Annotated in this window: 19 protein-coding genes; 9 read left to right on the top strand and 10 right to left on the bottom strand. The window is 65.1% G+C overall.

What is annotated here, in order from left to right:
* Positions 1–3: 3 nt before the first annotated feature.
* Complete coding sequence (locus BRC58_07140; GenBank protein PSP17179.1) at positions 4–657, bottom strand: 50S ribosomal protein L3; 654 nt, start codon at positions 655–657, stop codon at positions 4–6.
* 442 nt (positions 658–1099) lie between these two features.
* On the opposite strand from BRC58_07140, the gene BRC58_07135 reads away from it, so the two are divergent.
* The 4 genes from BRC58_07135 to BRC58_07120 all read left to right on the top strand — a co-directional run bounded on the left by BRC58_07135 (position 1100) and on the right by BRC58_07120 (position 5983).
* Positions 1100–1582: an NAD(P)H-quinone oxidoreductase gene (locus tag BRC58_07135; GenBank protein PSP17178.1), complete on the top strand. Its 483-nt coding sequence runs from the start codon at positions 1100–1102 to the stop codon at positions 1580–1582.
* Positions 1583–1665: 83 nt separating this feature from the next.
* Positions 1666–2796, top strand: coding sequence for a 4Fe-4S ferredoxin (locus BRC58_07130; GenBank protein ID PSP17177.1), 1131 nt, complete (start codon positions 1666–1668; stop codon positions 2794–2796).
* 53 nt (positions 2797–2849) lie between these two features.
* A complete protein-coding gene (locus BRC58_07125) occupies positions 2850–4631 on the top strand; it encodes a single-stranded DNA-binding protein (GenBank protein PSP17176.1) in 1782 nt (593 codons plus the stop codon).
* A 179-nt stretch (positions 4632–4810) separates the two neighbouring features.
* A complete protein-coding gene (locus BRC58_07120) occupies positions 4811–5983 on the top strand; it encodes a GuaB3 family IMP dehydrogenase-related protein (protein ID PSP17175.1) in 1173 nt (390 codons plus the stop codon).
* On the opposite strand, the gene BRC58_07115 is transcribed toward BRC58_07120, so the two are convergent.
* The 4 genes from BRC58_07115 to apcB all read right to left on the bottom strand — a co-directional run bounded on the left by BRC58_07115 (position 5969) and on the right by apcB (position 9183).
* Positions 5969–7234, bottom strand: coding sequence for a 2-octaprenyl-6-methoxyphenyl hydroxylase (locus BRC58_07115; protein ID PSP17174.1), 1266 nt, complete (start codon positions 7232–7234; stop codon positions 5969–5971). The genes BRC58_07120 and BRC58_07115 overlap by 15 nt on opposite strands.
* Before the next feature lie 29 nt (positions 7235–7263).
* The gene (locus BRC58_07110) at positions 7264–7449 is read right to left on the bottom strand and encodes a protochlorophyllide oxidoreductase (GenBank protein ID PSP17173.1); all 186 of its coding nucleotides are present in this window, start codon (positions 7447–7449) and stop codon (positions 7264–7266) included.
* Positions 7450–7512: 63 nt separating this feature from the next.
* The gene (locus tag BRC58_07105; protein ID PSP17172.1) at positions 7513–8619 is read right to left on the bottom strand and encodes a sugar ABC transporter ATP-binding protein; all 1107 of its coding nucleotides are present in this window, start codon (positions 8617–8619) and stop codon (positions 7513–7515) included.
* 54 nt (positions 8620–8673) lie between these two features.
* Complete coding sequence (gene apcB, locus BRC58_07100; protein PSP17171.1) at positions 8674–9183, bottom strand: allophycocyanin subunit beta; 510 nt, start codon at positions 9181–9183, stop codon at positions 8674–8676.
* 263 nt (positions 9184–9446) lie between these two features.
* Between apcB and glnA the strand changes: the two genes are divergently transcribed.
* The 3 genes from glnA to BRC58_07085 all read left to right on the top strand — a co-directional run bounded on the left by glnA (position 9447) and on the right by BRC58_07085 (position 12278).
* Positions 9447–10871 carry a type I glutamate--ammonia ligase gene (gene glnA / locus BRC58_07095; protein ID PSP17170.1) on the top strand — a complete coding sequence of 475 codons (1425 nt, stop codon included), beginning with the start codon at positions 9447–9449 and terminating at the stop codon, positions 10869–10871.
* A gap of 135 nt (positions 10872–11006) precedes the next feature.
* Positions 11007–11510, top strand: coding sequence for a YbjN domain-containing protein (locus tag BRC58_07090; protein PSP17169.1), 504 nt, complete (start codon positions 11007–11009; stop codon positions 11508–11510).
* A 72-nt stretch (positions 11511–11582) separates the two neighbouring features.
* Positions 11583–12278, top strand: a complete 696-nt coding sequence (locus BRC58_07085; protein PSP17230.1) for a biotin--protein ligase — start codon at positions 11583–11585, stop codon at positions 12276–12278.
* 92 nt (positions 12279–12370) lie between these two features.
* On the opposite strand, the gene BRC58_07080 is transcribed toward BRC58_07085, so the two are convergent.
* The 5 genes from BRC58_07080 to nusB all read right to left on the bottom strand — a co-directional run bounded on the left by BRC58_07080 (position 12371) and on the right by nusB (position 18174).
* Entirely contained in the window at positions 12371–12802 is a 432-nt protein-coding gene (locus BRC58_07080; protein ID PSP17168.1) for a hypothetical protein, read from the bottom strand.
* Between the two features lie 155 nt (positions 12803–12957).
* The gene (argH, locus tag BRC58_07075) at positions 12958–14346 is read right to left on the bottom strand and encodes an argininosuccinate lyase (protein PSP17167.1); all 1389 of its coding nucleotides are present in this window, start codon (positions 14344–14346) and stop codon (positions 12958–12960) included.
* Positions 14347–14420: 74 nt separating this feature from the next.
* A complete protein-coding gene (locus BRC58_07070) occupies positions 14421–15896 on the bottom strand; it encodes a guanylate cyclase (GenBank protein ID PSP17166.1) in 1476 nt (491 codons plus the stop codon).
* A 110-nt stretch (positions 15897–16006) separates the two neighbouring features.
* Entirely contained in the window at positions 16007–17497 is a 1491-nt protein-coding gene (locus BRC58_07065) for a signal recognition particle-docking protein FtsY (GenBank protein PSP17165.1), read from the bottom strand.
* A 38-nt stretch (positions 17498–17535) separates the two neighbouring features.
* Complete coding sequence (gene nusB / locus BRC58_07060) at positions 17536–18174, bottom strand: transcription antitermination factor NusB (GenBank protein PSP17164.1); 639 nt, start codon at positions 18172–18174, stop codon at positions 17536–17538.
* A gap of 224 nt (positions 18175–18398) precedes the next feature.
* Here nusB and pgl point away from each other — a divergent pair, with 224 nt between their 5' ends.
* Together pgl and BRC58_07050 are read left to right on the top strand one after the other, a co-directional pair.
* Positions 18399–19130: a 6-phosphogluconolactonase gene (gene pgl, locus BRC58_07055; GenBank protein ID PSP17163.1), complete on the top strand. Its 732-nt coding sequence runs from the start codon at positions 18399–18401 to the stop codon at positions 19128–19130.
* Positions 19131–19195: 65 nt separating this feature from the next.
* A complete protein-coding gene (locus BRC58_07050; GenBank protein PSP17162.1) occupies positions 19196–20431 on the top strand; it encodes a hypothetical protein in 1236 nt (411 codons plus the stop codon).
* Positions 20432–20517 lie beyond the last annotated feature (86 nt).

The raw sequence follows: 20517 nt of genomic DNA, 5'->3' as shown, positions 1-20517 counted from the left end.
TAGCTATGCGTCGGCGCTAACGCCGCCGACAATGTTGCTGGGCGCAATGCTGAGCACGCCCCCGAGCTTGCCCGGTACCGCGCCTTTGACTAACAGCAGGTTGCGCTCCGGGTCCACGCGCACGATTTTGAGCTTGCGCACGGTGACGGGTTTGCCCCCCATGCGGCCCGCCATGCGCGAGCCCGGATAAACGCGTCCGGGAGTAGACCCCGGTCCGATGGCGCCCGGATGCCGGTAGTTTTTGGAGCCGTGGGTTTTGGAGCCGCGGCTGAAATTGTGCCGCTTCTGGTAACCGGCAAAGCCGCGCCCGATACTGATGCCTTTAACATCAACGGTTTGGCCCGCCTCGAAGCGCTCGGCCGTGAGCTGCTGGCCCAGCTCAAACCCCTCGGCCTGCGCAGTCCGATACTCTTTCAGATGGCGCAGCGGCGGTGCCCCCGACTTTTGCAGGTGACCGCTCTCGGGCCGGGTCAATGCCTTGGGCTTGGTCTCGCCGTAGCCCAGCTGAATGGCGTTGTAGCCATCGCTGGCCTCGGTTTTGATTTGGGTCACCGTACAGGGCCCGGCCTGAATGGCGGTTACGGGGATGGCCGTTCCCTGCTCTGATTCGAAAATTTGGGTCATGCCGAGTTTTTCGCCCAAAAGCCCCACAGACATGCGGCAATCCTCTCGCTCGATACGAACCCGATCACCTGATAGGGAACGGGCCTGGCTAATGCGGCCTGCCCGAGCCGCTGCAGCCGCCTTACCGACTGCTGTCAACCGTCGCTGGCGCTTGCCGGCCCGAGGCCGGCGGCAGTGGCCGATGCGATTGCCCGACCGGAGCTGGCTGGGGTGGGCCCTCATGCCTGGGGTCCCCGGCGCTCCAGCCATCAAGACTGCGTTTCGCTCGGGCAGCCCGCAGCACTCAAGCAACGGCGGCCGCTACTGCCCCGGTTGCGACGGGAAGGCCGCTAGCGCAACCCGGGCTCAAAGCCCTCTCGGCTCTGAACGGCGAGAAGCCATTATAGCGCTCGCCCCCGTTCGGTGCAATGGCTGTTGGACGATACCGGCGCCCAATTACAATCGGGCCGCAAGCGGTTTAGCGGTTTGTAAGGCCATGCCACTACTGACAGCGGGGAAAGCGTTCCTGCGGGACCTCGAGCGCGAAGGAACCTTGGGGGTTTATACGCCCCTCGAGGGCGGTTATGAGGGACGCTACCAGCGGCGCCTGCGCGCCGCCGGCTACCACAGCCTGCACCTGAGCGCTAAGAGCTTGGGCGATTTACCCAGCTACTTAACCGACACCCACGGCGTCCGTCCGCCCTTTCTGGGCAAAAAGAACATCGGCCGCGAGGCTGCAGTGGGCGATATTTACTACGTTCCGCCCATCGTGCAAACGCAGCTGGATGCCCTGCCCGCTAACAGCAAAGGACTGCTGCTGTGGCTGATCGAGGGTTTCATTCTGTCGCGGCTGGAATGGGACTACCTCTGCAAGCTGCCGCAACGGGAGCCCCGCGTTCGAGTTGTGGTCGAAATTGGCGGCGATCGCGCTTTTCGCTGGGTGCCGCTGCGCGAGCAGCTCGCTGCCCCGGCGAGCTAGCCCCATCCCTGACACCGCCCCCGACGTTTGGCAGACTAAAAGCAACCCTCTCCTGCCAGCGGCGCTGTTCCGCTCCTCTAGGCGTGACCGAACGACCCCAACCGCTGCAGGCTCTGCAACAAGGACACTGGTTCAAGCTCATCTGCGGCGCCAGCTACCAGCACCAGCCGGCCGTTCGCAGCTTGAGCCTGGCGTACGCGCTGGCCGGTGCTGACTGCATCGATGTCGCCGCCGATCCGGCGGCGATTGCGGCAGCCCGCGAAGGGGTGCAAGCCGCCCAGCGGCTAGCACCAACCGGTCAGCCGCGACCTTGGCTCATGGTCAGCCTCAACGACGGCGACGATCCCCACTTTCGCAAAGCCGAGTTCGATGTCACGGCTTGCCCACCTGCCTGCCCGCAGCCCTGCATTGCGGCCTGCCCGGCCGAGGCCATCACCTTCCAGGCACAAGCCCATGGCAGCGCCGGCGTCATCGCGCAGCGCTGCTACGGCTGCGGTCGCTGCCTGCCCGTCTGTCCGAGCCAGCTCATCCAAACGCGCTCGTATCAAGTAACGCCGCAAGCGCTGAGCCCGCAGCTGGCCAGCGGCGAGATCGACGCGATCGAAATCCATACCCAGGTGGGCCGAGAGCGCGAGTTTCGAGCGCTGCTGTCGGCCCTCGAGCCCTACCGCCACTGCCTCAAGCTGCTCGCCATCAGCTGCCCCGATGGCCCGCAGCTGCTTGACTATCTGCGATCGCTGGCCCGGATGGTGCTGCCGGCGCCGCATGCGCTAATTTGGCAAACAGACGGGCGCCCCATGAGTGGCGATATTGGGGTGGGAACGGCGCGTGCCTCGCTCAAGCTAGCCCGCAAGGTGCTGGCCGGCTCGCTGCCTGGCTACGTTCAGCTGGCAGGCGGAACGAACCAGCACACCGTTACCAAATTAGCCGAAGCAGGGTTGTTGAGCGGATCCCAGGGGAACTCGCTACCGCCAGCTGCTGGCATTGCCTACGGCAGTTACGCGCGCTCGCTTCTATCGCCCGTGCTGGCAGAACTCGAGGCCCTCAACCAGCGCAACCTTGATGCCAACCGCCCTTATGTGCAGCTCGAGCAGTGCCCGCAACTGTGCGAGCGAGCCGTCGCGCAGGCCCAAGCATTGGTGTCGCAGCTCAAAGCAGCCGTTTTGCCCCCCGAGCGCCTGCCGGCTGAGCTGGCAGCCGCTTCGGCGGGCTGAGCGCTCCGGGCGCGCGCTCGGCCCATGGCGAGTCCCGCTGCTGGCTACTAGTTATGGTTGAGTCCAACGAGCGCAACGCTGCCGCTAGCGAATCGCGTCCATCGGGGAGCGAGGAGGCTCGGGAGGTCGAGGTTACCGACGATCTCGATGCCTTGCTCGATAGCCTGCCGCCGCAGCTGCAAGCTCAGCTGCGGCAGCACAGTGCCCGTGATCGCCTAATCGAGGTGGTCATGGATCTGGGGCGCCCGCCCGAGGCTCGCTTTGAGGGCGGCGAGGTCGAGGCTTTGAGCGAGGCCCCCGTCTCGCAGGCCGACTTGCAGTACTGCAGCGATCGCGTGGGCATGTTCACCGGCGACAACCGGGCCGGCATCGAGCGCACGCTCCACCGCATCAGCGCCATTCGCAATCGTTCGGGGGAGATTGTGGGGCTAACGTGCCGGATCGGTCGGGCGGTGTTCGGCACCATCGCCACCATCCGCGATCTGGTCGAGACGGGCCGCTCGCTGCTGATGCTGGGGCGCCCGGGCGTGGGCAAAACCACCGCCTTGCGCGAGATCGCGCGCGTTTTGGCCGACGATCTGGGCAAGCGCGTGGTCATCATCGACACCTCCAACGAAATCGCCGGCGATGGCGACATCCCCCATCCCGCCATCGGCCGCGCCCGGCGGATGCAGGTCCCGCGCCCCGAGCAGCAGCACCAGGTCATGATCGAGGCGGTGGAAAATCACATGCCTGAGGTCATCGTCATCGACGAGATCGGGACCGAGCCGGAAGCGCTAGCGGCCCGAACCATCGCCGAGCGCGGCGTCCAGCTGGTGGGCACCGCCCACGGCAACCACCTGGAGAACCTGATCAAAAACCCCACGCTCTCGGATTTGATCGGCGGGATCGAATCCGTCACGCTCAGCGATGAGGAGTCCAAGCGGCGCGGCTCGCAAAAAGCCGTCCTCGAGCGCAAAGCGCCCCCGACCTTCGAGATCGCCATCGAGATGCTAGAGCGGCAGCGTTGGGTCGTCCACCAAGACGTTGCTGACACCGTTGATCGGCTGCTGCGCGGCCGGGACCCCGAGCCGCAAGTGCGAGCCCTCAACGAGCGCGGCCACCCCGTCATTACGCGCGAGCTGCCGCAACAATCCCAGACCCCGTTCGGGGGCGATCCCAAAAGCGACCCCGTCCCCGAGCGGCCCACGGGCCTGCGGGCGACAGGTCGCATGCAACCGGTGCCCCAGGCAGGCACGCCCAGCCGCCCCGATTTCGAACAGCTGCTGGCCCAATCGGACCCTGCTGCCGTTGGCGAGCGGGAGCCCGCTGCCGGTCCCAACGGGGAAGATACGTCGGTTTGCGTTTATCCCTACAGCATCAGCCGCAATCAAATCGAGCGCGTGCTGGAGGTGCTGGAGCTGCCGGTGGTGCTAACTAAAGATGCCGGCAGTGCCGATGCCATCTTGGCGCTGCGATCGCAGGTCAAAAACCACGCCAAGATCCGCCAAATTGCCAAAAATCGGGATTTGCCCATCTATACGGTCAAATCCAACTCCAGCTCGCAGATTGCGCGGGCGCTGCGGCGATTGACCCATGCCGATGACGCCCAAGTGCCCGAGTCCACCGATTTGCGCTTATTTTCGCAAAGCGGCAGTGACGATGAGATCGAAGCCCTAGAAGAAGCCCGCTTGGCAGTGGAGCAGATCGTCCTGCCCAAGGGACAGCCGGTGGAGTTGCTGCCGCGCTCGGCCAAGATCCGCCGCATGCAGCACGAGCTTGCCGAGCACTACCGGCTCTCCTCCGATAGCTACGGCGACGATCCCCACCGGCGCTTGCGCATCTATCCCGCCTGAGGTTCCCGGTTCCAGGAGCGCAACGGCCTGGCTAGTAACCTCGGCCGTTTGGTATGCTAATCGAACGCTGCGAGCGTGCGTCTCCTGCCTGCAGCTGCCGGCTGGCCCGACGGGCAGGGATAGCCGCTTGAGGGCCGAGCGCACGGTTTGACGGACATGGGCCGCGGCAGGGCATTGCTATGAACGCAGGCGAGGGCATTGCAATCGGTCGCGGCAAGCAGGCGCGCCGCGCCTACGGCATCGATGAGATCGCGCTGGTGCCGGGCAGGCGCACGCTCGATGCCAGCCTGGCCGACACGCGCTGGCAGGTTGGCGAGCTCGAGCGCCAAATTCCCATTGTTGCCAGCGCAATGGATAGCGTAGTTGATGGGCGCATGGCGACTCTGCTGTCGCAGCATGGGGCCCTGGGCGTGCTCAACCTAGAGGGCGTCCAAACGCGCTACGAGCAACCTGAGGCAGTCCTGGCGCGCATCGCCTCGGTCGATAACTCAGAGTTCGTCGGGCTCATGCAGGAGCTGTACGCGCAGCCTGTGATGCCCGAGCTGATCGAGCGCCGCATTGCCGAGATTAAAGCGGCAGGCGGTTTAGCTGCCGTGAGCGTAACTCCCGCTGGGGCAATCCGGTTCGGTGAGACCATTGCGCGGGCCGGCGCCGATCTGACCTTCGTCCAAGCAACGGTAGTCTCGACCGCCCACTTGGCGGCGGAAGCGGTGGAGCCGCTCGATCTGGCCGCCTTTTGCCAGCAAATGCCCATGCCGGTGGTAGTGGGCAACTGCGTCACCTACGAGGTCGCGCGTGAGCTCATGCAAGCCGGTGCTGCCGGCATTGCGGTGGGCATCGGGCCGGGTGCCGCTTGCACTTCGCGCGGCGTGTTGGGGGTGGGCGTGCCGCAAGCAACCGCGATCGCCGACTGCGCGGCCGCCCGCGAAGACCACTACCGCGAAACGGGCAATCAGGTCACTGTGCTGGCCGATGGCGGGTTGGTGACTGGCGGCGACATCGCCAAGTGCCTTGCCTGCGGCGCGGACGCGGTCATGATCGGCTCGCCCTTGGCGCGGGCCGCCGAGGCCCCCGGTCAAGGCTTTCACTGGGGCATGGCCACGCCCAGCCCGGTCTTGCCGCGCGGGACGCGCGTGCGCGTGGGCACCACGGGCTCGCTAGCGCACATTCTGGTGGGGCCGGCGCAGCTCGATGACGGCACGCACAACCTGCACGGCGCGATCGCGACGAGCATGGGCACCCTGGGGGCCAAAGACTTGCGCGACATGCAGCAGGTGGAGGTTGCCATTGCCCACGCCTTGCTCACCGAAGGCAAAGTCTACCAGCAAGCCCAACAGCTAGGGATGGGGTGAGCGGGCCAATTGCGGCAGCTCGCCGTTGAGCCCGGCCATGAGCTGCAGCGCCTGCGCTCGGACCGGGGCCAGCTGGTGCAGCGCCTGCAGGCCCAGTTGCCGCGTAGCGACAGCCGGCAGCCACTCGTTGGAAAACAGTCGATCGAGCAGGTCGGTGGCGCCCAGGATGGTGCGGTTCTCGCGCTGGCGCCAGCGCTCGTAGCGCGCCAGCACCGAGCGATCGCCGATGTCATCCCCCGCTTGGCGGGCGCCCTGCAGGACTTGTGCCAGCGCCGCTGCATCGCGGATGCCCAGATTCAGGCCCTGGCCGCCGACCGGATGGCAGCGGTGCGCGGCGTCGCCCACCAGGGCCACGCGATCGCCGGCGTAACGCTCGCTCTGCATCAGCTGCAGCGGAAACAGCCCGCGCTCGCCCGCCAGCGAGACACGGCCCAGGGTCCGGCCGGCTCGCTGCTCCAGCGTTGCTGCAAACGCGCGAGCGCTGGCCGCGTGCAGGGCGCGGGCCTGGGGGTGCGGCGCCGTCCAGATGACTTGGTAGCGGTTGCCCGGCAGCGGCAGCATTCCCATGGGGCCGCTGGGCCAAAAGCTCTCAAAGGCTGTCCCGTGCGGGGGGCGCTCGGGCTGCACGATGGCGGCAACGCAGGATTGCCAGTAGGCCCAGCCCCACGTCCCGATGCCAGCTTGCTGGCGGATGCGCGAGCGCGCCCCATCCGCCCCAACCAGCAAGCGCGCCCGCAAGCGGTAGCGATCACGCTCGCATGCTAGCTCCAACCCGACAGAGCCTTGCCCGCGCGAGATGGCAGTGGCGCGCGCCGGCGCCCACCACTGCACGCGCGGCGAGGCTTTGAGGGCTGCCTGCAGCTCGCCCAATAGGGGGCGGTGTTCGGCCACGTACCCCAGTGCCTCGGCGGGCCGCCCTAAATCCTGCGGCCGGAAGCGAACGCTGTTGGCGCGGTGGGCGTCGCTGAGGTGAATGCACCGAAAGGCGGCAATCTGGGGATGCAGCCGCTCCCAAATGCCGATGTTTTGCAGGATGCAGCTGGAGAGATACGACAGGACGTAAGCTTGGGCCCCTGCCAGGGCCTGGGCCAGCGATCGCGCCTCAATAATGGCGACCTCAAAGCCCGCATTGGCGAGCGCGGCTGCCAGCGTTGCTCCAACAACGCCACCGCCGACGATGGCGACATCGCACTCAGCATCCGGGTGGCTTGCCCGCTCCAAGGCCGCCTCAGCAGCGGTCTGCTGGCTCAACGCCTCCCATTATGGCGCGCGCAGCCCCACTATTGACCGGATTCGGCCCGAGCGCGCTCGACCAGCTCGACCGTCACTGTTCCGTCTTCGCTAGCCCGAGCTAGCTGCTCGATGCGCTTGCGAGCCTGCGCGCGAGCGAAAAAGGGGACGTTTTTGAGCTTAGCCCGGGCTTGGGGGGTCCAATGCAGCGTCTCGTGGAAGTCCGTTTCGCTCATGGTTATTCGTTCATTGGGGGGGTATCTGGAACGATAGCGCGCCAGCGGGCATGGGGCGAGCGCCTAGCCAAGATCGGGCGGGTAGCAGCGGGCGCCAGTGGCGCCATCAAAGGCAAACAGCTCCCCCGGATCGAAACTGAGGTTTACGTGATCGCCGGGGTAACCTTGCCACCCGGCCGGCGCAAACAGATCGAGCGCGCCCGCTTCGGCTGGCAGTCGGACGCGCAGCCGCACCTCCCGACCCAGCGGCTCGATAACCTCAATCCAGCCTGCCAAGCCCCCATCGCCAGCCGGATCGGCTTCGTCGGCCAGTCGCAAGCGCTCGGGGCGAATGCCGACGGTCAGGCGCTGGCCGGCGTAGGATGCTAGCGCCCGCTGTAGAGCCGGCGGCACCGGGATGCCGCGATCACCGATCTGCAAGCTGCCCTGACTGTAGGTGGCCGCCAGCAAATTCATGGGCGGGCTGCCCAAAAAGGCAGCCACCGTGCGATTGGCCGGTCGCGCGTAGACGGCCTCGGGCGTGCCGAGCTGCTGGATCCGACCGCGCTCGAGGACCACCAGCCGATCCGCCAGCGTCATGGCCTCAAGCTGGTCGTGGGTGACGTAGAGGGTGGTAATACCGAGCTGGCGGTGCAGCGTTTTGAGTTCCGCGCGGGTTTCATCGCGCAGCTGCGCGTCCAGATTGGAGAGCGGCTCGTCGAGCAAAAAGGCGCGCGGCCGCCGCGCGATCGCGCGGCCTAGCGCCACGCGCTGCTGCTGGCCGCCCGAGAGTTGGCCGGGCTTGCGCCGGAGCAGGTGGCCGATGCCCAGCGTCTGGGCGACCCAATCGATCTGGCGGTTCCGGGTGGCGCGATCGCAGCCGCGCATGCGCAGGCCGAATCCCAGGTTCTGGGCAACTGTCATGTGCGGGTAGAGCGCGTAGTTCTGGAACACCATGGCCACATCGCGCGCCCGCGCCGGAACGCCGTTAACCGCTTCGCCGCCGATGGCGAGCGTGCCGGCAGCGATCGGCGTCAGCCCCGCGATCGCGCGTAGGATCGTCGATTTGCCACAACCGGAGGGGCCTACTAACACCCACAGCTCGCCATCGGGCACCTCGAAGGTGATGTCCTCGACGGCGGCCGCTCCTTCAAAGCGGCAGCTCAGCCCCTGGACCCGAACGCTCGCCATGCTCTCGCTCCCGGCTGGTGCGAGTGCCTGCGCCAGGGTTGGAGACTGACCCGCTCAGACGTCTTCTTCGCTCAGGGTGCGGATCAGGTGCTGGAAGGGCATGTCCACCACGGAGGTGTTTTCCACGCCGGCTTGTTGGGCGCGCTCTTTGACCGAACGCCGCATGATGTCGATGCCTTGGATGGTGGGCGCAATGGGAACGCCCAGCGAGTTATAGGTCTCGCGCAACCCCTCGAGGACGCGCTCGTCGAGGACGTCGGGATCGCCGGCCACTAGCGCGTAGCTGGCATAGCGCAAGTAGTAGTCCATATCCCGCAGGCACGCCGAGTAACGGCGGGTGGTATAGGCGTTGCCGCCGGGGCGGATGAGCTCGGGCACCTCATCGAACAGCTGGGAAGCAGCCGATTTGACAATTTCGGCTGCATTCACGTTGATGGCCGATGCCGCCGTAATGCGATCCGTGCCGGATTGAAAGTAAGCCTGGAGGCGCTCGATGGCAGCCTGATCGAAGTAACGGCCGGTGACGTCGTAGTCCCAAATGAGGCTCGTAACTGCGTCCCGCATGGGTCGGTCCTCGCTACAGGATGTCGTTGGTATTGCGACTGCTGCCACCGATCCTATAGGGAAAGCCGCTGCGCGTGGCGCTTGGGCGGGCGCGAACTTTGCCCTTCAAGTGAGGCCCTGTGCCGCCGAGCGGCGCCGCCTGATGGCACTCGCGCGGCGCAGGTTGCCGAATGTATAGTTCTGTAACAAGCGATACAAACGTGGAATTGCCCTATCCATAGGATGTGGCGCAGTACAAGCGAGCTGACTGCAAGGAGCCACCCATGCCCGAAACGCCGCAAGACGTCCTGAAAATGATTCGGGACGAAGGTATCAAGATTATCGATCTCAAATTCATCGATCTGCCCGGTATTTGGCAGCACTTTACGATCTATCACGATCAGCTCGAGGAAGATTCGTTTACCGACGGCATCCTATTCGATGGGTCCAGCATTCGGGGCTGGAAAGATATCAACGAATCGGATATGGCCATGGTGCCCGATCCCAAAACGGCTTGGATCGATCCGTTCATGCAAGAGAAAACGCTCAGCATGATCTGCAGCATTAAAGAGCCGCGCACCGGCCAATATTACGATCGCGACCCGCGTGCCATCGCCCAGCAAGCCGTCGAGTTCCTCCAAAACAGTGGCGTTGGCGATGCCGCTTTCTTTGGCCCCGAGCCAGAGTTTTTCATCTTCGATGACGTTCGCTTCGATCAGCGCGAAAACGAATGCTTCTACAGCGTCGACAGCATTGAAGGGCGCTGGAACTCCGGGCGCGAAGAAGCAGGCGGCAACCTGGGCTACAAGCCGCGCTACAAGGAAGGCTATTTCCCCACCTCCCCTACCGACAGCCTGCACGACATCCGCACCGAAATGCTGCTGACCATGGCCGAGTGCGGCGTGCCTGTGGAAAAGCACCACCACGAAGTCGCCAGCGGCGGCCAGGGCGAGCTGGGCTTTAAGTTTGCCCCGCTGGTGGAGACGGCCGACAATTTGATGACCTACAAATACATCATCAAAAACGTCGCCAAGCGTTACGGCAAAACGGCCACTTTCATGCCCAAGCCCATCTTTAATGACAACGGCTCTGGCATGCACACCCACCAGTCCATCTGGAAAAACGGCGAACCGCTGTTCTGGGGCGAAGGGGGCTATGCCAATCTCAGCAAAACGGCCCGCCACTACATTGGCGGCATCCTGCAGCATGCGCCGGCGCTGCTGGCCTTTGCCAACCCAACGACCAACTCCTACAAGCGGCTGGTCCCAGGCTTTGAGGCGCCGGTCAACTTGGCTTACTCGCAAGGGAACCGCTCGGCGGCCATCCGCATTCCCATTACCGGGGACAAGCCCAAAGCCAAGCGGCTCGAGTTCCGCTGCCCCGATGCCACCTGCAACCCTTACCTAGCATTTGCTGCCATGCTGTGTGCTGGCATTGACGGCATCAAAAACGAAATCGAGCCCGGCGATCCGCTCGATGTGGATATCTACGACCTCAGTCCTGAGGAACTCAACAAGATTCCCTCCACCCCCGCCTCATTGGAATCAGCCCTCGAGAGCCTGAGCCAGGATCGCGGCTTTTTGACGCGCTCGGGCGTCTTCACTGACGACTTCATCGACAACTGGATCGAGTACAAGCTCGACAACGAAGTCAATCCCCTGCGCCTGCGCCCCCACCCCTACGAGTTCGCCCTCTACTACGACGTCTAGCGGCGCGCAGGCCGGCAGGCGATCGCAGCGCCACAATGCGTTGTGGCGCTTTTTTGTATCCCTCCGCGCCAGCCGCGGCATCGGGCCGATGTTAGGCTTTGAGGCGCTAGCGACTCGGCCAAATAGGAGCGTGCCATGAGCGCCCCAGCCTCAAACGCGGATCCCGCCGCCCAGGACGACGATCCCGCTGCGGCCTCGGTCTCGGCGGAGCTGGCCTCAGCCGAGGCCCAAACCTCCCATCGCGAGCAGATCGAGACCGTGATTGCGGCGCTAGAGCAAGACAACAGCGCCATGGTCAATCACGGCAGCGAAGCCTACCTTTGGAAGTTTCGCTACGGCAGCGTTGAGGTCTTGGTGCGGCTGACCGGCGAGAGTGATGATGACACGCTGACAGTCTGGTCGCCAGTGCTGTCGCTACCGGCTCGCGACGAAGCCCGCCTGATGCGCCAGCTGCTCGAGCTCAACTGGAGCGATACCTTTGAAGCGTGCTTTAGCATTTTCAACCAGCAAGCGGTCGTGGCCGTCAACCGCACCAATGCGGGGCTGACGCCGGGCGAGATCTCGCGCGCCATTACGCTGGTTGCCACAGTGGCCGACGACAACGACGAGTGCTTGCAGGCCGAGTTTGGGACAGCCTGAGTGGCGATCGAGCGCGCCCGGGGAGCCGTCTGGCGCTGGATTCCGCCGCTGAGCTCGGATGGGGCCACCCAGATGGCGATCGACCGCTGGCTGCTGGCGCAGCACCAGCAGGGCTGGCAGCCCCCCAGCTTGCGTTTCTATACCTGGCGCCCGCCAGCCATCTCGCTAGGCTACCACCAGCGCCGCTGGCCCCAGCACTGGCACCAGCTGGCCCGTACGGCAGGGTTGGAAATCGTCCGCCGCCCCACGGGCGGGCGCGCTGTGTTGCACCAAGGCGATCTCACCTATGCCGTGGTGACCTCAGGCCTACCGCCGCAGCGCCAGCAGGCCTATACCGCGCTCTGCCAGTTTTTAATTGCGGGGTGGCGATCGCTGGGCATCCCGCTGCATTACGGCACGGCCGGGCGGCGCTACGCGCGCGATTCCCACTGCTTCGGGACGGCTACCGGGGCGGATTTGGTTACGCGCGAGGGCTACAAGCTCATCGGCAGCGCCCAGTTGCGCCAGGGGCAGGCCCTACTGCAGCACGGCGCCATGCGCTTGGCCCCCAATCCTGCCTTGGCCGAGCGCCTGTTTGGCGAGCGCGATCAGCCGCCCCCAGGACTGACCCTGCCATCGGTCGAGGCGGCGATCGCGGCGCTCGCGGCGGCTGCCCGCGACTGCTTTGGCATTGCACTGGCAACGCAGCCGCTAACCGAGCGCGAGTGGCAGCAGATCGCCAGCTATTGGGAGGCCCCTTTAGCGCGTCGGTCCGTCAGGCCAGATTAGAACCTGTAACCGAGATCCGCGTTATTGGATGCATCGATTGGAAGTGCACCGTTATTGACCGCGTTGTCATACCAATTCTCGTGGCTTGTGCACTAGATTCCGATCTCCGGAACTACCTTAATATGGGAGTCATGTTGTTTGGCAAGCGTGCATCCGCCGCTCAAATTGGTATCAGAGGGCCCAGAAGAGGAACGACTCCCCTGGTTTTGCCGCTCCACGTCGTGGGGGTTCTCGAAGTCGGCGTTGTTGTTGCCCCCCGATCCCGGCGTGAGGCGGTCCTCACCGAAGTTGCCCTCACCGTTACCATTGCTTCCCGACTCCGGCGTGTAAGTATCGCTCGGGAATTGCTCGCCAGAGCCCCGAGTGGAGTCAGTGTTGATGCTGCTCCCCGAGCCTGGCGTGTAGGTCTCGCTCGGGAACTGAGTATCAGGCGCATTCGGACCTGCGTGTGCGGCACCTGCCCCAGCCAAGCTGACGGCGACCGAGCCCAGTAGCAGTGCTTTTAGCGGCTTGTTAAGTGCCATGGTTATTCCCTCCTATAGCGGGATTGCTGCCTCGCTTTTGCCATAGCCGCAGCCGCCCGCCGTTATGCAGTTGTCTAGACTGCTGTAGAGCGTCTCAAGAGCGAACGCGCTGCCGACCCGATCGCGACTGCCGTTTTTGCGGGCAAAAGTAGGGATCACTCGCTTTGCAGCTGCGCGCGCGCTTGGGCCAGCGCTTGCCGCACCTGCTCGAAGCCAGTACCGCCCTCGCTGTTGCGCGCGGCCACGCCTTGCTCGGGCGCGATCGCCGCGTAAATGTCGGCCTCAAAAGCTGGGTGCAGCGCCTGCCACTCGGCCAGGGTTAGATCCGGCAGCCGCTTGCCCTCGCTCAAGCACTGCCGCACCAGCTGACCCACCAGCGCGTAGGCCTCGCGAAAGGGCACGCCCCGCGCAGCAAGGTAGTCGGCCACATCGGTGGCATTGGCAAAATCGGCTGCCACGGCCTCGCTCAAGTGCTGGGGACAAAATTCGATGCCCTCGCGCAGCAGGATGGTCATGGCCTCCAGGCAAGCCTCGACGGTGCGGGCGCTATCGAACAGGGGCTCTTTGTCTTCTTGCAGGTCCTTGTTGTAGGCCAGCGGGAGCCCTTTCATCACCGTCAGCAAGCCTTGCAGGTGCCCGAAGACGCGCCCGCTCTTGCCGCGCACTAGCTCCGGCACGTCCGGGTTTTTCTTTTGGGGCATGATGCTGGAGCCTGTGGCGCAGCGCCCGGTCAGGGTCACAAAGCCAAACTCCTGCGATGCCCAGAGCACGATCTCTTCGCTCAGGCGGCTCAGGTGGAGGCCAATCAGGCTGGCGGCGTGCAGGAACTCGATGGCAAAGTCGCGATCGCTGACGCCATCCAAGCTGTTGGTGCAGATGCCCTCGAACCCCAGCTGCTCGGCCGCATCATGGCGGTCGATGGGGAAGGTCGTGCCGGCCAGTGCGCCCGAGCCCAGCGGCGAGCGGTTGGTGCGCCGGCGCACCTCGCTTAGGCGCTCCCGATCCCGCTGGGCCATCTGGAGGTAGGCCAGCAAGTGGTGGGCCAGGCTCAGCGGCTGCGCCCGCTGCAGGTGCGTGTAGCCCGGAACGAGCGTCTCGACGTGCGCCTCGGCGCGATCGAGCAGTACCTGTTGGAACTCGCGCAACCGCTCGCGCAAGCGATCGATGCGATCGCGCAGGTACAGCCGCAGGTCGGTGGCGATTTGATCGTTGCGCGATCGCGCGGTGTGGAGCTTTTTGCCCACCTCGCCGGCGATCTCGATCAGCCGCCGCTCGATGGCAAAGTGCACGTCCTCGGCTTCCGGGCTGGGCTGGAAGGTGCCGCGCTCGTACTCGGTGCGAATTTGCTGCAAGCCGGCAACGAGCTGCTCGCCCTCGCCCTCGGTCACGATGCCGGTGCGGGCCAGCATCCGCGCGTGGGCGATGGAGGCTTCAACGTCGTAGGGCAGCAGCTCAAGGTCAAAGCCGATGCTGGCATTGAAGCGCGCGATGGCCGGATTGAGGGCGGCTTCAAAACGCTCGCTCCAGGGGCGATCGGCTGCCACTGCTGCTCCTCCAACCTCAGGTTGCCAAACGGGAGGGCTGCAACCAGCCAGCGGATCGGGCACGGACGCGGCCGTTAGGAAGGGGTCGGTCCTACTTTAAAGACCACGGCCGTCATATCGTCGCTGTTGCGGTTGCCGCTGCCAATGAAGCGCCACACGCGCTCGAAAATCGCATCCAAAATGGCTTGGGCGCTCGCGTGCTGCTGGCAGGCTAGGCGGACGGCCGACTGCAGGTTGGTATCGTCAAAGCGCTCGCCCTGGGGATCGACCGCATCGGTGAGGCCATCCGTGTAGTAGACGACCGTATCGCCCTGGGCAAGCTGGACCTGGCCGTCTTCGTAGCGTGAGCTGGCATCCAAGCCAATGAGGGCGCCCTCGCTATCGAGCGTCTGAATCTCGCCGGTTGCGGCGCGCCACAGCAGCGGCGGATTGTGAGCGGCATTGCTGTAGGACAGGGTCTGGGTCTGCGGGTCGTATTCGGAGTAAAACAGCGTCACAAAGCGGGAAGAGCTATCCAAGTCCTCGTACATGGCGCAATTGAGATGCTCGAGAATTTGCGCCGGGGAGTGGCGGTTGGGAATCTCAACCCGCAGCATGCCGCGCATCATGGTGGCAATCAGCCCGGCTGGGACGCCCTTGCCCATGACATCGCCAATGACGATGCCCCACGGTTGCGTGCTGGCTGAGGCGCCCTGCTCGTTGCGGCTACAGGCGTGCTGCCCGTCGTAGTGAGCCGGAATAAAATCGTAGTAGTCTCCCCCCACGCGATCGGCCGTTTCGCAAGTGGCTGCGATGTCCGCGCCCGCAATGGGCGGATGTTCGCGCGGCAGTAGGTGGGATTGAATGTCGGAAGCTAGCTCTAGCTCGCGATCCAGGCGCTCCTTGCGGCTGACCTCGGCGGTGAGATCGTTGTTGGTGATCGCCACGGCTGCTTGATCGGCCACGAGCTGGACGAGCTGCTGCCGGGCTGCCGTCCACTGGTAATCAGCATCGCGGCTAAAAACGTACAAGCGCCCGCGCTCGACGCCCTGAACCAGCACCGGCGTACTAAATAGGGCCACATCAGTGCCCAAGTAGTGCCGCACCTGAGTCTCGAACGGCGCTGCGTTTGTCTCACTGCCAGCAGCAGCGGTATTGCCATCCGCCTCCAGTGTTGCCGCCGTCCCGTCCTGCAGCACGGGCATGGCGATCTGGCGGGTGGCACTCACTAGGGCTTGCCGGACGTCCTGGCAGCTGCGATTGCCCTTGCCCTGGCAGTGCATCTGCTCCAGGTGCAGCTGCCCATCTTGGTGGTAGAGCAGCAGCGCGCTGCCCTCGGCATCCGCCACTCGCGCTGCCATTAGCGGGATGAGCTCCAGAAACTGGTTGAGGTTATTGAAGCTGCGCAGCGCAAAGCTCAGCGAACTCAATAAGTTCTGGGTTTTGTGCTGCTCGGTATAGAGCTCGGCAACCAGCGCTTTGAGCGTTTTGACGGGTGTGGTGCGGGCGTCCCGGCCTGCTTGGGTGCCATTCTGGGACCCCGATGCTTGGGATCTGGGTACGGCTGTCATGGCATCAGTACGACTCAGACGGGACCGGGGCAGCACCGCGGCGCGAATGCCAGCCAATCATAGCGCTCATTGCCCAGCATGCCAATCCGAGCGCGCGCCCAGGACCGGCGCTAATCGCTCAACAGGGCTTCGACGAACTCGTAGCTAGAGAACGGCCGCAGATCTTCAATGCCCTCCCCAGCGCCCACAAACCGGATGGGCAGATTCAGCTGTTGGGCAATCGCCAGCGCCACGCCGCCTTTGGCGCTGCCGTCGAGCTTGGTCAGCGCGACACCACTCAAGCGGGCCACCTCGGCAAACACCTCAGCCTGGCGCAACCCGTTTTGACCCAGGGTGGCATCGATGACCAGCAAGGATTCGACGTTGGCCTCAGGCGCCTGCTTGTCGATGACGCCGCGAATTTTGCCCAGCTCGTCCATGAGGTTTTTCTTGTTTTGCAGGCGCCCGGCCGTATCCACCAGCAGCAGGTCGCTCTGGCGGGACTGGGCTGCACTGATGGCATCAAAGACCACGGCCCCCGGATCGGCATTCTGGCTGGGGTTGGCTACAACATGAGCGCCGCTGCGCTCGCCCCAAGCCCGCACCTGCTCGACGGCGGCGGCACGGAAGGTATCGGCGGCGGCGATGGTGCAGCGATAGCCCGACTGGCGCGCCATGTGGGCGAGCTTGCCGATGGTGGTCGTTTTGCCCGAACCGTTAACGCCGGCGATGAGCCAGATATCCAGGCTGCTGGAGTCCGGGACGAGGGTGCTGCGGGGCTGTTCGTTGAGGGGGCGATCCAGCACCTCGCACAGGATCTGCTTGAGGGTCTCGAGCGCTTGCTCGGGGGGCAGCGACGCTTGGCGCACCTGCTCCTGGAGGGTTTCGATGATGGCATCGGTTGCCTCAATGCCGACGTCGGCCTGCAGCAGCAAGGCTTCGATTTCGTCGATAGCCTCGCGGTTGAGCGGTCCCTGACCGACAATGGCCTTGAGCTGATTGACAAAACCGCGCTGGGTCTTGCCCAGCCCGCGCCGCAGCTTTTTGAGCCAGTCGATCTCTTCGGCCGAAATTTGGTCGGGCGATTGCCCGCGATCGGCCAGGACCTGGGCCGCCCAAATGAATTCGTCGTCGAAGGCGACCCCGCCGGCCTCGCGATCGGCGGTGCTCGGTGCTGCCGTCTCGGTGCTTCCTTCAACTGGCGGGGCCTCCATGGCGGTGGCCCTCAGCCGTTCCAACCCGTCCGATTGCTGCAGCCACGCCGGTCCGCTGGCGGCATCCGCAGCGGCCTGGCCGTCGCCAGCAGGCGCTTCCGTTGCGGTGGTGCCAGCATCGGCCCCGGCCGCATCAGTATCGTCACTGGTCTCGGCCGCTGCGGCAGTTTCGCCGCTTTCGGCCGTCTCGCTGGCGGCGGCTTGCGCGCTTTGGATGTTTTGATAGGCCGCTTTGGCCCAAGCCAAATAATCTTGCGAACTGGCGCTGCTTGCCGGCGCACTCTCGCTGGCTGCGGTCTCGGTTTCGGCCGCTTCGGCCTGGGCTGGCGGGGACGTTTGGGATTGCGCTTCCGTTGCTTCCGGCGCTGGTTCGCGTTTTTGGAATTGGCGGCGAAACCAGTTGAACACGGCAGGCACCTCAGTCGCTGGATGGCGGCAAGGTTAAATTACCCGCTTGAAGGGGCCTGGGCCCGATCGCTGACGCGCCGCAAGACGCCGTTGAGAAACCGCGCTCCTTCCTCATCAGCATAGCGCTTGGCTAGCTCGATGGCTTCGTCGATCGCTACCTGGGCTGGTAGCTGCAGAAACTGCATCTCGGCAGCAGCCAAGCGCAGTAGATCGCGCTCGATTTGGGGCAGCCGATGCAGCTGCCAATCCCGCATGACCGCGCTTAGGTCGCGATCGATGGCAGCGCGATGCTCGCCGATGGTCTGCAATAGCGTTACCGCGTAGTCCCGCACGGCCTGCTGGTCAGCAACGCAGACGAACTCGGGCAGCTCGAGCGATGTCCCCACCCGATTGATGGCCGTTTGCGTTAGCTCGATTGCCTCGCCGGCCATGGTACGCGCGCCCTGGAGCGTGGTGGCGTTGGTTTCGCTGTTCAACAGGCGCTCGTTGCCGCGCTGAAGCTCGGCAGCTGCGGTTTCTAGGCTGTCGTTGGCTTCGCCGGTGAGCGCACGGATGGCCGCAACCACCAGATCGTTGAGCTGTTGTTGGGCCAGCTTGTCCGGGTTGCGGCTGAGTTGGCTCTGGCTCAAGAGCGCGAGTTCCCGCGCAATGCGGCGAGGCTGTCGGCGCATAGGCATTACAATTTCCAACGGCAAGCGGGCAGCGGTACGAGCACAGTCGACCTGGCGCAATCTAGGGTCATTGCGCCATCGGGCGCTGGATCGAAGTTCGCCCGCCCGAGATGCTCTGGCTGATTCTAGCATCGCGGCGCGTCGGGGGTTGGGGCGGCTCGGTTGCGCCTGCGGGATTGACACTGCCGGCATGATGCCGCTCGATCAAGGGGAGGATTGGAGAAACCGGCATGGCTCAAAATATTGAGGTCTTAGCGGATCGGGACGCGCTGATCGCGCGCGCGCTTGCCCTGGTGCGCGACAAAATAATGGCCGCGATCCGGCAGCGGGACTGGTGCGCGATCACGCTGGCGGGCGGCGGAACGCCCCAACCGCTCTACCAAGCACTGGCGCAAGAATCGCTCCCTTGGCACCAAATCCATGCCTTTTGGGGGGACGAGCGCTACGTCCCAGCCGACAGCCCCGACAGCAACCAGCGCATGGCCCGCGAGGCATGGCTCGATCGCGTTGGGGTTCCGCCAGGCAACATCCATCCCATGCCCACCGAGGCCAACGACCCCGAAGCCGATGCCCGAGCCTACGAAGCCACGCTGCAGGAATGTTTCCAACCCGCACCTGGCGAGGGCCCACGCTTTGACCTCGTGTTGCTGGGGATGGGTGATGACGGGCACACCGCCTCGCTATCCCCCCAAAGCGAGGCGGTGCAGGTCCGCGATCGCTGGGTCACCGTCGGTCGCAAGGATGGCAACCCGCGCCTGACGCTGACAGTGCCAGCGCTCAACCAGGCGCGCTGCGTGGTGTTTTTGGTGGCAGGCGAGGCCAAAACCGAGGCCCTGCAGCACGTTTTTGCCCCCGACGGCGACGAGATGGCTTATCCGGCGCGCGCCATTCAGCCCAGCGGCGAGCTTTGGTGGTTGCTGGATGGCGCAGCAGGGGCCGCCCTGGAAGCCGAGCGCCGTTGACTGGGCGCGGCAGCGACCCATAAGCGCCCTGGTCTAGGTTGGAAGGGCCGCGCGCCTGTGGAGCCATGCAAGCCAGCCGGCGCCTGGGGGCGCCCCTGGGGATACCGCTTTATCTGGATGCCACCTGGCTGGCCGTTGCGATATGGGTGGCAGCCGGTGCCACGTTTGAGTCCCCAGGTTGGATGGCCAGGGCAGCCATCGCGCTAACGCTGCTGGCCTCAGCTTGGCTGCACGAACTCGGTCATGCCCTGGCTGCCCGCGCGCAGGGGTTGCCAGTCGGTCGCATCGTGCTGTTTTGCTTTGGCGGTGTTGCCAGCCTTGAGCGAGCCCCCTGGCACCCGGCGCAAATGGCTTGGGTGGCGGCTGCCGGACCGGCAGCCAGCCTGGCGTTGGGCACTAGCCTGGGCGTGCTTGCGCTAGCGTTGCCGCCCCCAGGACGCGACGGCGCCTGGGCGGCTGCCGCACTCAACCTCACCCTAGCCGGATTCAACCTGCTCCCCGGCTTGCCGCTGGATGGCGGCCACCTGCTCCAAGCTGCCCTGTGGCAACGCAGCAGCGACCGACTGGCAGCCGGACACTGGGCAGCTCGCGCCGGGCAGGGGATGGGCGTACTGGTCGCAGCCGGCGGTCTTGCCGGCGCGCTGCTCGCTGACGCTGCCCATGCGCTCTGGCTTGCCTTGATTGGCGGCATCCTTTGGCGTAGCGCTCAGGCTAGCGGGCGCAGCCTGGCCCTGCAAGCGACGCTGGTCGAGCTCAAGGCGGCTGACGCACTCCACCGCGAGGTGCGCTGGATTGCTGCCCACTCGCCGTTGCGCGCGCTGGCCCAGGCGGGCATTCGCCATGCAGGCCCGAGCGAGCCCTATTACGCGCTCGCAGGCAGTGACTGCATCGGCAAGGCTTACGCCACCGACTTGCACGCCATCGAACGCAGCGCCTGGGATCGCCGCACGGTGGGCAACATTGCGCGGCCGCTGGCCCAGGTGCCCACCGTGCGGGCCGAGGCCCCGCTGGCGGTGGCGGTTGAGCAGCTCGAGCAAAGCAGCGATCACGACATCACTGTCGTGTTGGCAACAGGCGAGGTAGTGGGGCCGCTGACCCGCGCCGATGTGGCACGCGCGATCGCGGCGCGCCTGCCGCGCGAGGCATCCCGCTGGGATGGCGGAGACGGCTATCCGCCCGATTGGGCGCTTCCGAGCCTGGCAAGCGCTACGCTAGCCCTGCCCGATTTGGCCGAGCGGGTTCCTGCACTACTCCCGCTCGCAATGCCCGAGGGCGATCGGGCCGAAGGGAGGGAGCGCTGAGGAGTCAGCTGCAACCCAACTCGCAGCAATTTAGTATGGCTCTGGTTGGCTGCAATCGCCCCCTTGGGCTGCAGCGATTCTGTCGA

This window comes from Cyanobacteria bacterium QS_8_64_29 (assembly GCA_003022125.1).
Classification (GTDB): domain Bacteria; phylum Cyanobacteriota; class Cyanobacteriia; order Cyanobacteriales; family Rubidibacteraceae; genus QS-8-64-29.
Note: the sequence above shows the minus strand (reverse complement) of the source record. Positions and strands in the feature narration are given on the sequence as shown.